This is a genomic window from Bradyrhizobium sp. F1.13.3, from assembly GCF_040548265.1.
Taxonomy (GTDB): domain Bacteria; phylum Pseudomonadota; class Alphaproteobacteria; order Rhizobiales; family Xanthobacteraceae; genus Bradyrhizobium.
The window spans coordinates 187,332-200,609 of sequence record NZ_JBEPRI010000014.1; the positions used below are offsets into that span (position 1 = coordinate 187,332).

A 13,278-nucleotide genomic window follows, 5' to 3' on the forward strand; every position below is an offset into this window, starting at 1 on the left:
TCAGTCCCGAGATCAACCTTGAGATCAACCCTGCTGCTGGTCGGTCGGCGGCGGGGTCGGGCGTGTCTTGTGTTGCGCCATGAACTGGTCGAACTCTTCCTTGTCCTTGGCGTGACGCAGACGGTCGAGGAAGTTCTTGAACTCGACCTGCTCCTCCTCGAGCCGCTGCAGCGTCTCGGTGCGGTACTCGTCAAAGGCGCGGTTGCCGCTCGAGGGCGGGCCGAAGCCAAAGCCGAAACCGTGGCGCTCCATTCGGCCGCGCATACGGTCCATCTTGTACTGCATCCGCTCCATCTTGTTCTGCCAGCGATCCTGGTTGCTCCAGCACGACATTCTTCTGCTCCCGAGTGTGAAAAAGAGAAGGGCAAGTCCGATCGGCCACCAGATGATGAAGCCGAGGATGGTCACGGCGATCCAGCCGGGATGCCAGGGCGTATTGAGCATGTGGGGGCGCTCGTAGTGTTGGTCCGAAGGGCCGCGCCATCGATTGACATCAGCGGTGTAGGCCATTTCCCTCTCCATGACGGCATCAGCGCCGTTGTGAATGTAAATAACATTTACATAGGTAGATCATCCCGCGATTTTGTCAAGCCGACCGCCTGACAGGGCGCGGGAATTATTTGGGTAACTTTATTTCGGCTTGCCCCAGGGGCCACCGGGCGGCACGCCTGAACCGGAGGATGCCTCCGGTGGCACCGGCGGCGGCTCGGCGCTTTTCGCCGGAGGACGGCGATCGGTCGGGAAGCCGAGACCGCGCAGATAGATCAGCACCTCAGCTTCGAGCAGCTCGTCCGGCGACATCGGCAGCTTTCGACGCGCGGCATCGCCGCGCGAGAACAGCGAGGCCACACCATGCGCCATCGACCAGATGTGCAACGCCATCATCATCGCCGGCGGCCGCGGCGTGCCCGGTGGCGCCAGCGCGGCAAGCCGCTCCGCCGCGGCACGAATAATGTTGAAAGCACGCTCGCTGGCGGCCTGCAGCGCCGGATTGGAATCCACCGGCACGCCCGATTCGAACATCGCGTTATAGAACGCGGGCTCCTCGCGGGCGAAGGCGAGATAGGCCCTGCCGACACGCTCGAACGCCGTGACGGTGTCGGGCCGTCCGTCGTCCCAGGCCGCGGTCAGGCGCGATTCGAACTGCTCGAAGCCGCGTTGCGCGATGGAGGACAGCAGTTCTTCGCGGTCGCGAAAATGCCGGTACGGCGCCGCCGCACTGACGCCGGCCATGCGCGCGGCATCGGCAAAGGTGAAGCCGGCCGCGCCCTTCTCGGCGATCAGCCCAAGGGCGGCCTGCAACAGGGCTTCCTTCAGATTGCCGTGGTGATAGCCGCGCTCGGCGCGGCGCGTCTCCTTGCGCCAGCTCATGTGAACGAGCTTTACATGAGCCGGGCATGAAGGTCACTAGCGGCAACGGTTTGATCAGCCCGTATTTCCCGCAGTCATTCCGGGCCGATCCGAACCATCGGACCCCGGAATGATGCCAGGCCTGGCGCCCCGGGGACTAACGCCCCGGGATCGGCAGCACCGGCATGACCTCGATGGATTCGCCCGGGAAGATCGCAAAATGCGGGTGGTTCTTGAACAGTTCTGCAGCGGCCTCCTGCGAGGCCGCGCGCACCACCGTAAAGCCGGTCAGCGCATTGCTGACCTCAGTGACACCGCCGGCGTCGATCCTGCGGGTCTTGCCGAGTGGGCCTCCCATCTCGACGATGACGGATTTGTGCTTTTCGACCCAGCCGTGCCAGGCAGCCATGCCTTCCTGCTCCTTCGCCTTCCGTTCAGCCTCAGGCATCGCGTGCCAGGCTGCCATTTTCGTGCCGGTCATGCTGCCAAGATAGACGGCGAGAAACGTGTGTTCGGTGCTCATGGGGGTGTCCTCAGGTTTGGTGGGTTGGAGAAAAATTCGGGACTTCGGCCGCGGCGGTCGCCTTGGTTATTTGCTCCTCAGGTCGGCAAACCCGGCGGCAGCCTCCTGCACCTCGGGTGAAAAATCGACCATCTCCTGCACCTGCCGGATCTCGATAATTTCGTTCGCTGAGGCCGGGCATCTCTTGGCCCAGGCGATCGCCTCGCCACGCGAATCGACCTCGATCATCCAGTAGCCGCCCAAGACTTCCTTGGCCTCAGTGAAGGGGCCGTCGGTCACAACAGGCTCACCGGTCGCAAAGGAGACGCGCGCACCCATCGACGGCGGATGCAGGCCGTCGAGCGTGATCAGCACGCCGGCGTCCTTCAGCGCCTCGTTGTAGCGCATCATCGCGGCGACACGCTCGGGATCGAGTTGGACATCCGGCGGCGCGGTCTCGTAGCCGAGCGGGATCATCAGCATCATGAATCGCATGGAGGTTCCTTGCTTGCTTAGTCGCCCTTACCCAAGACGAGCGAACCTTGACGAAACCGACAGGTGACGAAAATTATTCTGGAGATGATTGCGCTGGCCGCTAGCGCGCCTGCGGCAGGAAACGACCGTCCTGCCGGGCAGCGCCGAAATAGACCTCGATACGACGAACCTTGCCGCCGGCGAAGGTGAAGAACTCGGTGTTGCGAAAGCTCCTGCCATCTGTCGCCAAGCAGAGATAGGTGACGAAGGCCTCGTCGCCCTGGACGAAAATCCGCTCGATGTCGTGCCGCGCAATCCAGCCGGTGTCCCTCCAGCAATGCTCGAAATAGGCCGCCTTCTCGAGGTCGTCGTCGAACGGGCTGGTGAAGCGAAAGTCGTCCGCCAACGCGTCGGCGACCCGTTGCCGGTCGTTGCCGAGATAGGCGGCGAAGAGGTCTCGAATCAGGTGTTCGGGGTCGGTCATCGAGCGGTTCCATGGACAATCGTCTTGAAGACGGTCGACGCACGGCCGCGCCGACATCGAGCACGGCTTCAACCATGCGAAAAATAATGCAACGCGGCGGCCGTACAAATACGGGCCTCCTATGAACTCCGCCGTGCATATGAATCGAGAATGCTTGCGACCTGAGCAACATGGCGCGCGCACGTGAAATGACTGAACGGGTGCCGCCTCGTGCAGGAATTTACAGTTGCTCAAGAACAGCATGCAACTTTTCGGCTTGAGCGAACGGTATGACAATCCGGCTGATTCGCCCCTCAGCATGACGCGGAGCTTACGTGTTCAATTTCCAGAGCAAGAAAGTCAGGCACGCAGTCGCGGAGGTCGAGGCGCTCGACCGGTCCCAGGCCGTGATCGAATTCGGCCTCGACGGCACCATTCTCGATGCCAATGAAAATCTCCTCAAGATGAGCGGCTATTCGCTCTCGGAGATCAAGGGCAAGCATCACAGTATCTTCGTCAGCCCGACTGAACGGGAGAGCGCCCGTTACCGCGACTTCTGGGCCAGCCTGAACCGCGGCGAGTTCCAGACCACGCAATACAAGCGGTTCGGCAAGAACGGCAAGGAAGTCTGGGTCCACGCCTCCTACGCGCCGCTGCGCGACGAGAACGGCAAGGTGGTGAGCTTCATCAAGTTCGCCACCGACATCACGGCATACAAGGTCAAGACCATGGAGGACGCGGGCAAGATCGCCGCGATCAGCCGTGCCCAGGCCGTGATCGAATTCAACATGGACGGCACCATCGTCGCCGCCAACGAGAATTTCCTGGGCGCAATGGGCTACTCGCTCGACGAAATCCGGGGCAAGCACCACAGCATGTTCGTCACGCCGGAAGATCGCGCGAGCTCGGCCTACGCCGACTTCTGGGCGCGGCTGAACCGCGGCCAGTTCGAAGCCGCCGAATACAAGCGGATCGGCAAGGGCGGACGCGAAATCTGGATTCTGGCGACCTATAACCCTATCCTCGACGAGACCGGCAAGCCGTTCAAGGTGGTGAAATTCGCGACCGACGTCACCGCGCAGAAGATGAAGGCGGCCGACAATGACGGACAGCTCGCCGCGATCCAGAAATCGCAAGCGGTGATCGAGTTCAACATGGATGGCACCATCCGCACCGCCAACGAGAATTTCTTGAAGGCGATGGGGTATTCGCTGGCGGAGATCAAGGGACAGCACCACTCCATGTTCATCGAGCCGAACGAAAAGAATTCGGCGGCCTATCGCCAGTTCTGGGAGACGCTCAACCGCGGTGAATACCAGGCCGCCGAATACAAGCGGATCGCCAAGGGCGGCCGCGAAATCTGGATCCAGGCGTCCTACAACCCGATCCTCGACCTCAACGGCAAACCCTACAAGGTGGTGAAATATGCCACCGACATCACCGCGCAGGCGATCGGCCGCAAGAAGGCCGACAACGCGCGCGGTCTGATCGAGGCGGTCGCGGCCGGCAGCGAAGAGATGAGTGCCTCGATTCGCGAGATCTCCGCGACCATGGCAAAGTCACGCGAGAATTCGAAGGTCGCGACCACCCGCGTCGAGGCCGCCGACGGCCAAGCGCAGCGGCTGAACGCGGCGGCGCAGGCGATGAGCGGCATCGTCGAGATGATCTCGGGCATCACCGGCCAGATCAACCTGCTCGCGCTCAACGCCACGATCGAATCGGCGCGCGCGGGCGAAGCCGGCCGCGGCTTCGCCGTGGTCGCCTCCGAGGTGAAGAGCCTCGCCAACCAGGCCAAGCAGGCGACCGACACCATCACCTCCGAAATCGACGCGCTGAACACCATCTCCGGCGACGTTGCAAGCTCACTGACCGCGATCAAGGTCGCGATCGCCGGCGTCAACGAGTTCATCGCCTCCACCGCCGCCGCGGTCGAGGAACAGAGCATCGTGACGGCCGACATGTCGGCCAACATGCAGCGCGCCACGGCGGAGCTTGCTTAGGCGCCCTGCGCGGCCGCAAAAGGAGAGCCTCGAAGAGCAAAGGCGCGATAGTTTGTCGCGTCTCCTCACGGCTTTCATGGTAGGGAGACCGCCTCAACTCCCGAACCACGGATAAGCTATGACCGCCTCCCCGCAGAAAATCGCCCTCGTCACCGGAGCCGCGCGTGGCATCGGGCTTGCGACCGCGAAGAAGTTTTTGACCGAGGGCTGGCGGGTGGCGCTGCTCGACATCGAGGGTGAGCTGCTCGGCCGCGCGGTCGCCGAGATCGGCCGGGACGAGACCACGCTGGCGTTGACCTGCGACGTCTCGGACGCAGCCGCGGTTGCCGCCGCGATGGCGATGCTCGAACGGCGGTTTGGCCGGCTCGACGCGCTCGTCAATAATGCCGGCATTGCCGTGTTCGCGCCGCTGATGGAGACGTCGGAGACCGACTGGCGGCGCGTGCTCGAGGTCAACCTCACTCGGTCCGTTCCTCTGCACCAAGGCGGCGGTGCCGCTGATGCGCGACGGCAATGGCGGTGCCATCGTCAACATCACCTCGATCTCGGCGGTGCGCGCCTCGACGCTGCGCTCGGCCTACGGCACCAGCAAGGCGGGCCTCGCGCACCTCACCAAGCAGCTCGCGGTCGAGCTTGCGTCCCTCAACATCCGCGTCAACGCGGTCGCGCCGGGGCCGGTCGACACCGCGATGGCAAAGCAGGTGCACACCAGGGAGATCCGCGCCGACTATCACGACGCCATCCCGCTCAACCGCTACGGCCTGGAAGAGGAACTTGCCGAAGCGATCTACTTCCTTTGCTCGGAACGATCGAGCTACATCACCGGCCAAATTTTGGCCGTCGATGGCGGCTTCGATGCGGCGGGCATCGGCCTGCCGACGCTGCGCGGCGAACGGCGGAACGGATAGACACGGCGTAGGTTGGCTTAGCGAAGCGTCACCCACCTCTTCTCGTTGACCTATCCTATGGACTCGAATTCGCGGAGGCTTCATGCGACGCGTCACCCTCATCAAGGCCTTGATGCTCGCATCCGCGCTGCTCGCCGCCACGCCTGCCTTGGCCGAAATCCGCATCATCCAGTCGCCCGGGGGACAGGTCGGGCCGTTCCTCGATTTGTTCGAGAAGGTGCGCGAGAGCGGCGAGCGCGTCGTGATCGACGGTCCCTGCCTGTCCGCCTGCACGCTGTTGCTGAGCATCGTGCCGGGCGAGCGGATTTGCGTCACCAAGCGTGCCGTGCTCGGCTTCCATGCGGCGCGCTCGGTCGATCGACGCGGGCGCTTCTACGCCGAGCCGGAAGCATCAGATGCGGTGCTTGCGGCCTATCCCGGCCCGGTGCGCGACTGGATCAGCCGCCGCGGCGGCCTGTCGTCGCGGTTGCTTCTGCTGAAGGGGCGCGACCTCGCCGCGATCTATCCGCGCTGCCGGTGATGATCAGGCGGACCCAAGCGCCCGCACCGCAGCGCCGCGCAACCACATCGTTTCGATGATCGCGAGCGTCAGCTTCACGCTCATCGCGTTGCTTCGTGAGCCAGCAAACAAGCGCGCCGGCAAAATTGGGCCGGTCACGCGCTTCGTGAGCCCTAATAATAACTCTGGATCAGCTGGCTCAATTCCATGCTCGCGCAGATGAGCATACCCCAAAGTGCAAAGTTGATCTGCAGCGCCGCCGCCATCGGTCGCTCCCCTTCCAAGTCCGCCCGCCCCAGTTTTTAGATTTATGACGAAATAAATAACGATTCTGTCCCGGAGTTCACAGCCTAATATTGCGCCAGTTGTTGTGCGATGCGGTCCGCATCATTTCACGAAGCGGCCTCACTGCTCTCGCAATGTGGTGCGACAGGAGAATCCATATTCGGCCATGTCGGCCACGCGTTTCCCTTAGGTTCCATTTGAGCGGTGCGACGCAAGCTTCGGCAAGCGGAGTTGGCGCGTCGCATACAACACCCAAGGGTCCGGCATGATGCGACACGGCTTTGTCTTGCTCACTTTTTGCGCAACACTCATGGGATGCGCGGTCGCGCCTGCGCAGGAACGCCGTCCGATCGCATGGGACGGCCTCGGTCAGGATCCGAACCGTCCCTCTGTCATGAAGCGTCGTGTGGCGACCCAAGCTCCCGCGGCGAGTGATCCGAATCAGGAGCGGGAAAAAGTACTCGGCACCTTGCGCCCGTACTCCGCGGCGTGGTGGGCAATCCATGACGAAATCGAAGCGGAGAACGACAGGCAGCTCGGGACCAAGCTCGTGATCTGCCCGCGCTGCGTTCCGTCGTCCCAATCACCGAGCAATGACGTGACAGGATCAATCCGCTGATGGACATGCTGTCGATCGGCGCATGACGCAACGGCCTCATGCGCGCCCCTCTCCCGCGTCGTCAGGGAGAGGGGATCGCCGCTTGGCGCGTCAGGCGATCGCGCCTGTCACATTCCCTCGGCCGGGCAGTTCACCATCCAGGGAATGCCGAACTTGTCGACGCACATGCCAAAACCCTTGGCCCAGAAGGTCTTGCTGAAGGGCATGGTGACCTTACCGCCATCGGCGAGTGCGTTGAACTTGCGCTCGCCCTCCGCGGGGTCCGCGACCGTGAGCGAGATCGAAAAGCCGTGCGGCTTGTGAAAATGCTCGGGCGGCGCATCCGACCCCATCAGCACGCCGCCGTCGGGCAGCGACATCCGCGCATGCATGATCGTCTTCTCGCGGCCGGGCGCAGCCGCCATGTCCGGCGGTGCGTCCGACGAACGCATCATGGCATCGATCTTGCCGCCGAGAACCTTGGCGTAATAATTGAACGCCACCTCGCAGGTGTCCTGGTAGAACAGATATGCATTGAGCATCGTTTCTCTCCTTTTGGCTTTCGTTCGGGGTGACGGCGCTACTTCTCGGTGAGCTTCTTCAGGCTCGCCAAGCCGGCCTCGAAATCCTTGCCGATCATGTTGTCCATGTTGATGAACACCTGCATGACCTTAGACAGGAACGGGGCCGGACCGGACATCGCCCACGTGACCAGTGTGGCATCGCCTTGCGGCACAAAGGTGAACTCGGCGGTGTTGTGGCCTTCGAAAGGCCGCTCGAAATCGAGCTTGATGCGGAGTTTTGACGCCGCACTCGCCTCGAGTATCTCCATATGGCCGGCGCCGACATTGTTGTTGCCGTCCCAGGCATAGGTCGCGCCCTTGCCTTGCGCGGTGCCGCCAAACGTCCGCTTCATCGCAGGATCGCGGTTCTCGTAGGGTGACCAGGCGGTCCAGCGATGGAAATCGGCGACCTGCGGATAGATCGCATTGGCTGGCGCTTTCACGGCGAGGCTGCGTTCGACGCGGAATGTGTCGGGCTTCGTCAGGGCGAAGACGAGCACGCCCACGATTCCGACTACGAACAGGACGGCGATGACGGCAATAGCTTTCAGCATGAATGGCTCCCTGGATACGGTCCTAGGACGAAGGGAGGGCGCCGGGCCCGACAAGGCGAGGCGGAAATTTTGCTACGCCCGAAGCAGGCGCTCCCTACGTCACCTTGGCGCCTTGACTTTGGCGTCTTGCCTTGCGCCGCCATTTGCGACCTTGGGCTGGCTGTCCCGGATCAGGCGATCGAGATGCATGCGGATGTGAGCCGCTTCTGCGGACGTGTTGGCGAGAGCGATGGCGCGGTCGAATGCGATGCGGGCTTCGTCGTTGCGGCCGAGCTGCATCAGGAAAGCGCCGCGCACGCCGTAGAAATGGAAGTAATTGGCAAGCTTTGGCGCCAGCGGCTCGATCAGGTCGAGCGCGGCTTGCGGGCCGCGCACCTTGGAAATCGCGACCGCGCGGTTGAGCGTCACCACCGGCGACGGCTGCACCACCTCCAGCGCACCATAGAGCAGGTCGATCTGAGCCCAGTCGGTCTCCTCAGGCGTCGACGCGCGGGCATGCAGCGCGGCGATCGCTGCCTGGATCTGGTAGGGCCCGCTGCGGCGATGGCGTATCGCCTTGTCGATCAGCGCGAGGCCTTCCGCGATCATCGTGCCGTTCCACAGCGAACGATCCTGGTCGTCCAGCAGGATCAGCGAGCCATCCGCGGCAAAGCGCGAGGCACTGCGAGCATGCTGCAACAAGATGAGCGCCGTGAGCCCCATGATCTCTGGCTCGCTCTGGAACAGCCGCAGCAGCAGCCGCGCCAGCCGGATCGCTTCCTCGCACAGCGGTTTTCTGATTTCGGCGGTGTCGCCGCTCGCGGAATAGCCCTCGTTGAAGATCAAATAGATCATCGCGGCCACACCGGCGAGCCGCTCCGAACGCTCGACCGCGCCCGGCGTTTCGAACGGCGTCCCGGCCTCCGCCACCTTGGCCTTGGCACGCGTGATGCGCTGCTCCATCGCCGCATCCGACACCAGGAAGGCGCGCGCGATCTGCTTCACCGTCAGGCCGCAGACGATACGGAGCGCCAGCGCGATCTGCTGCGTCGCCGGCAGCCCTGGATGGCAGCAGATGAACATCAGTCGCAAAATGTCGTCGCGGTAGTGCGAGCCGTCGAGCCGCTCGGCGAGCGCGCCCTCGGCGTCGTCGAGATCGGAGATCGCCTGGTCGTCCTCCGGCAGCGGCTGCTGCTTGCGGGTGCGGCGCACCTCGTCGATCGCAACGTTGCGGCCGACCATGATCAGCCAGGCCGCGGGATCGCGCGGCGGTCCGTTCTGCGGCCAGGTCTTCAGCGCGCGCAGGCAGGCGTTCTGAAACGCTTCCTCGGCGGTGTCGAGATCGCGGAAATAGCGCAGCAGCGCGCCGACCGCCTGGGGGCGCGCCGAGGTCAGCGCGGTCTCGATCCAGGCGGTATCGGCCTCGCTCACGTCAGATTCCCTCCGGGCCTGAACACGCCTACCGGGCGTACCTCATAGGCGCCACCCGGATTGGCCGATCCGAGGTCACGCGCAACGTCGAGCGCCTCGTCGAGGTTCTTGCAATCGACGATATAGAAGCCGAGCAACTGCTCCTTGGTCTCCGCATAGGGGCCGTCGAGCACCAACGGCGGATCTTCCTTGCGCAGCGTCGCTGCCGCAGTGGTCGGCAGCAGCCGCGCCACCGGGCCGAGCCGGCCCTGCTGTGTCAGCTTCTCCTGCACCACGGCGAGCTTCTTCATCACGGCTTCATCCTGGTCCTTGCTCCAGGAGCCGACGAAGTCCTCGTCGTGATAGCAAAGGATCGCATAAAGCATGGGCAGTACCTTCTCTGAACGCTTGTTTTGAAGACGATCTACTATGCCTCGCCCCGACACGGCTGCGGAAAAAAATTGCAAGAAAAATCCGACAGATCGTGGCAAGGAGGGCCATCAAAGCGGAACCTCAAGAGGCACTTCGAATGACAGTGGGCACACTGGCCGTCCTGATCAACAGCACGCAGCAAAACTGGCTGCCGGAGCGCTGGAAGGCCCGGTTCGACGCGGTCGGCGGCGGCCGCCGCGTGGTGCTGCTGCCCGATGCCGGGCTCGATCCGGCCGAGGTGCACTATGCCGCGGTGTGGAAGCCGGTGCCGGGCGATCTCGGCTCCTTCCCCAATCTGCGTGCGATCTTCAATCTAGGCGCCGGCGTCGACGCGCTGATGGCGGACAAGAGCCTTCCGAACGTGCCGCTGGTGCGCGTGGCCGTGCCCGATCTGACCGGCCGCATGACCGAATACGTCGTTCAGCACGTGCTGATGCACCACCGCCAGGAGCTTTATCTGCGCCAGTCGCAGCGCGAAAAGCGCTGGGAGCCGACCTATCAATGGCCGGCGAGCGCGGTCACGGTCGGTGTCATGGGACTGGGCACGCTCGGCACCGATGCGGCCGAAGTGCTGCGGCGGCTTGGTTTCCGTGTCGCCGGCTGGAGCCGCAGCCCGCGCACCATCGCGGGCGTCGAATGCTTCCATGGCGCCGGGCAGATCGACGCGTTCCTGCGCACGACCGATATTCTCGTCAGCCTGTTGCCGCTGACGCCCGATACACACGGCATCCTCAACCGCGACGTCTTCACCAAGCTCAACCGCAAAAGCCCACTCGGTGCGCCCGTGCTGATCAACGCCGGCCGCGGCGGCCTTCAGAACGAAGCCGACATCCTGGCCTGCCTCGACGACGGCACGCTGGGCGCCGCCTCGCTCGACGTCTTCGTGCAGGAGCCGCAGCCGAACGACAGCCGGTTCTGGACCCATCCCAAGGTGCTGCTGACCCCGCACAACGCCGCCGATACCGACGCCGATGCGATCTCGGCCTATGTCGCTGAGCAGATCGCGCGGTTCGAGGCGGGTGGTGTGCTGGAGAACGTGGTGGACCGGGCGCGGGGGTATTGAGACCTCATGTGCCACCCGAGCCCGTAAAATCACTGATCGCCGGCCGGTATCCCGTTCACCCTCTCTTAGCGAGAAGTTGATACGCGTTGTTAATCAACGCTCAACGAACGAGTCGGACATGCGCTTTACGCTCGGCCTCAGGATGCGGATCACGGTTGCGCTGGCGGTGACGGCTGCCGCGACCGCGCTGTTTGCGGTGCTCGGTGCAATGTGGATCATCGCGGGGATCATCGACCGCGCCGACCAGCGCGAGCTGCGCAGCCATTACGATGCCCTGCAATCGCGCATCGCCGAGGAGTCCCGCCGCGCCGCCGCCATGAGCGCCGTCGTCGCCGCGATGCCGGCGACGCAGGACGCGATGGCCAAGCAGGATCGCAATGCCTTGGTCAGCCTGTTCGGGCCGGTGTTTGCCGCGACCAAATCGGAGTACGGAGTCGAACAGTTCCAGTTCCACGTGGCGCCCGCGACCTCGTTCCTGCGCGTGCACCAGCCTGCTAAATTCGGCGATGACCTCTCCGGCTTCCGCAAAACCGTGATCATGGCCAATCAGGAGCACAAGGTCGTGGTTGGCCTGGAGGGCGGCCTGGCCGGGCTCGGCATCCGCGGCGTGGTGCCGATCGCGCAAGGCGGCAAGCATCTCGGCTCAGTGGAATTTGGCCTGACCTTCGGCCAGTCCTTCCTGGACGACTTCAAGACCAACCGCCATGTCGACATCGCCTTCCATCTCGCGGACGGCGGCGGCTTCAAGCTGTTCGGCGGCACGCTGAAGGGCAAGAGCTTCTTCGACGCGACCGATTACGGCCGCGCCGCCGGCGGTGACTTCACGATGCGGCAGGCCAAGCTCGACACAACGCCGGTGGCCGCGCTGCTCGGACCGATCAGGGATTTTTCCGGCAAGCCCCTCGGCGCGGTCGAACTGGTGATGGATAATGCCGACTATGTGGCCTCTGCCGACCGTGCCTGGCTGCTGGCATTCGGCATCGCCGCGCTCGGGCTCGTGCTCGCCGCAATCGTCGGCTATCTCATCGCCCGCAGCATCTCGCGTCCGATTATCTCCATCACCACGGTGATGCGCGAGTTGGCCGACGGACATCTCGATGTTGCCGTCCCCGCCAGCAAGGCGAATGACGAGGTCGGCGCGATGGTGAGGGCGGTCGCGGTGTTCCGTGACAATGCGATGAGCTTCAACAAGCTCCAGACCGATCAGCTCGAGGCCAAGGTGCAGTCCGAAGCGGAGAAGCGACGCGCGTTCGCCGCGCTCGCCGACAATTTCGAAGCCAGCATCCGCGACGTCGTCACCACGGTCTCCTCGGCCGCGGTCGAGATGGAGAACACGGCGCGCTCGATGTCTGATATCGTCGAGCGGTCACGGCAGCAGACCGGCACGGTGTCGTCGGCCTCGGCGCTCGCCTCGGAGAATGTGCAGACGGTTGCTGCCGCCGCGGAAGAGCTGTCGTCGTCGATGACAGAGATCAGCCGGCGCCTTGCGCACGCGACCGCGGTGGTCGGCAAAGCTGCGAGCGACGGACGACGGTCGAATGAGCGCGTGCAGAGTCTGGCCGACGCCGCGCAGAAAATCGGCGACGTCGTTTCCTTCATCAGCGGCATTGCCGAGCAAACCAATCTGCTGGCACTCAACGCGACGATCGAGGCGGCGCGCGCGGGCGAAGCCGGCCGCGGCTTTGCGGTGGTCGCTTCCGAGGTGAAGGCGCTGGCAACCCAGACCGCCAAGGCGACCGAGGAGATCGGCGCGCAGGTGACGGCGGTCCAAGGCGAGACCACCGGCGCGGTGGACGGCATCCAGTCGATCTGCGCCACGATCCAGGAGGTCGACGAGATCTCCGCGGCGATTGCCGCCGCCGTCGGCCAGCAGGGCACCGCGACGCAGGAGATCGCGCAGAACGTCCAGCAGGCAGCCGCTCGCACCGGCGAGGTTTCGCAAAACATCGCGGGCGTCACCGCCGGCATCGCCGCGACGGGAACAGCAGCGGAGGAAGTCCTGGGCTCGGCGATCGAGCTGTCAAAACAATCGCAGCGGCTGCGCGACGAGGTGGATCGTTTCCTCGCGCATATTCGCGCTGCGTAGCGAGGCTACAAACTCAGTGTCGTCCTGGCGAAAGCCAGGACCCATTACCCCAATGAGGAACTGCGGCGCGACGGCGTCAACTCCAAATCTTCGCCAAACCAGATTCGGTGGA

The 13,278-nt window shown here is 63.9% G+C and carries 14 protein-coding genes and 1 pseudogene; 6 read left to right on the plus strand and 9 right to left on the minus strand.

Annotated elements, in window-relative coordinates; all coding sequences use genetic code 11:
- Window positions 1–24: 24 nt before the first annotated feature.
- The 5 genes from ABIB66_RS31630 to ABIB66_RS31650 all read right to left on the minus strand — a co-directional run bounded on the left by ABIB66_RS31630 (window position 25) and on the right by ABIB66_RS31650 (window position 2,810).
- A complete protein-coding gene (locus tag ABIB66_RS31630) occupies window positions 25–510 on the minus strand; it encodes a DUF2852 domain-containing protein (protein WP_007596323.1) in 486 nt (161 codons plus the stop codon).
- 120 nt (window positions 511–630) lie between these two features.
- Entirely contained in the window at window positions 631–1,371 is a 741-nt protein-coding gene (locus ABIB66_RS31635) for a TetR/AcrR family transcriptional regulator (protein WP_063994768.1), read from the minus strand.
- 136 nt (window positions 1,372–1,507) lie between these two features.
- Window positions 1,508–1,873 (minus strand): YciI family protein, encoded by a 366-nt coding sequence (locus tag ABIB66_RS31640; protein WP_354065935.1) that lies wholly within the window; start codon window positions 1,871–1,873, stop codon window positions 1,508–1,510.
- Between the two features lie 66 nt (window positions 1,874–1,939).
- On the minus strand, window positions 1,940–2,347 hold the full coding sequence (locus ABIB66_RS31645) for a YciI family protein (RefSeq protein ID WP_354065933.1): 408 nt from the start codon (window positions 2,345–2,347) through the stop codon (window positions 1,940–1,942).
- A gap of 100 nt (window positions 2,348–2,447) precedes the next feature.
- Window positions 2,448–2,810, minus strand: coding sequence for a nuclear transport factor 2 family protein (locus ABIB66_RS31650; RefSeq protein ID WP_354065931.1), 363 nt, complete (start codon window positions 2,808–2,810; stop codon window positions 2,448–2,450).
- A 314-nt stretch (window positions 2,811–3,124) separates the two neighbouring features.
- On the opposite strand from ABIB66_RS31650, the gene ABIB66_RS31655 reads away from it, so the two are divergent.
- The 4 genes and pseudogenes from ABIB66_RS31655 (at window position 3,125) to ABIB66_RS31670 (ending at window position 7,100) form a co-directional block, all read left to right on the plus strand.
- Window positions 3,125–4,789, plus strand: a complete 1,665-nt coding sequence (locus tag ABIB66_RS31655) for a methyl-accepting chemotaxis protein (RefSeq protein ID WP_275169608.1) — start codon at window positions 3,125–3,127, stop codon at window positions 4,787–4,789.
- Window positions 4,790–4,907: 118 nt separating this feature from the next.
- Window positions 4,908–5,697 (plus strand): annotated as a pseudogene (locus tag ABIB66_RS31660) (SDR family NAD(P)-dependent oxidoreductase).
- An 82-nt stretch (window positions 5,698–5,779) separates the two neighbouring features.
- Entirely contained in the window at window positions 5,780–6,217 is a 438-nt protein-coding gene (locus ABIB66_RS31665) for a hypothetical protein (protein ID WP_275169610.1), read from the plus strand.
- A 529-nt stretch (window positions 6,218–6,746) separates the two neighbouring features.
- Window positions 6,747–7,100, plus strand: a complete 354-nt coding sequence (locus ABIB66_RS31670) for a hypothetical protein (RefSeq protein WP_275169611.1) — start codon at window positions 6,747–6,749, stop codon at window positions 7,098–7,100.
- Between the two features lie 107 nt (window positions 7,101–7,207).
- Here the strand turns inward: ABIB66_RS31670 and ABIB66_RS31675 are convergent, their stop codons facing one another.
- The 4 genes from ABIB66_RS31675 to ABIB66_RS31690 form a co-directional block, all read right to left on the minus strand.
- Entirely contained in the window at window positions 7,208–7,621 is a 414-nt protein-coding gene (locus tag ABIB66_RS31675; protein WP_354256910.1) for a VOC family protein, read from the minus strand.
- Between the two features lie 38 nt (window positions 7,622–7,659).
- Window positions 7,660–8,196 carry an SRPBCC family protein gene (locus ABIB66_RS31680; RefSeq protein ID WP_354065926.1) on the minus strand — a complete coding sequence of 179 codons (537 nt, stop codon included), beginning with the start codon at window positions 8,194–8,196 and terminating at the stop codon, window positions 7,660–7,662.
- Window positions 8,197–8,295: 99 nt separating this feature from the next.
- The gene (locus ABIB66_RS31685; RefSeq protein ID WP_275169614.1) at window positions 8,296–9,606 is read right to left on the minus strand and encodes an RNA polymerase sigma factor; all 1,311 of its coding nucleotides are present in this window, start codon (window positions 9,604–9,606) and stop codon (window positions 8,296–8,298) included.
- The gene (locus ABIB66_RS31690) at window positions 9,603–9,971 is read right to left on the minus strand and encodes a YciI family protein (protein WP_275169615.1); all 369 of its coding nucleotides are present in this window, start codon (window positions 9,969–9,971) and stop codon (window positions 9,603–9,605) included. The genes ABIB66_RS31685 and ABIB66_RS31690 overlap by 4 nt, the downstream gene beginning before the upstream one ends.
- 143 nt (window positions 9,972–10,114) lie before the next feature.
- Between ABIB66_RS31690 and ABIB66_RS31695 the strand changes: the two genes are divergently transcribed.
- Window positions 10,115–11,080, plus strand: coding sequence for a 2-hydroxyacid dehydrogenase (locus ABIB66_RS31695; RefSeq protein WP_275169616.1), 966 nt, complete (start codon window positions 10,115–10,117; stop codon window positions 11,078–11,080).
- A 118-nt stretch (window positions 11,081–11,198) separates the two neighbouring features.
- Window positions 11,199–13,166, plus strand: coding sequence for a methyl-accepting chemotaxis protein (locus ABIB66_RS31700; RefSeq protein ID WP_354204683.1), 1,968 nt, complete (start codon window positions 11,199–11,201; stop codon window positions 13,164–13,166).
- The last annotated feature ends 112 nt before the right edge of the window (window positions 13,167–13,278 follow it).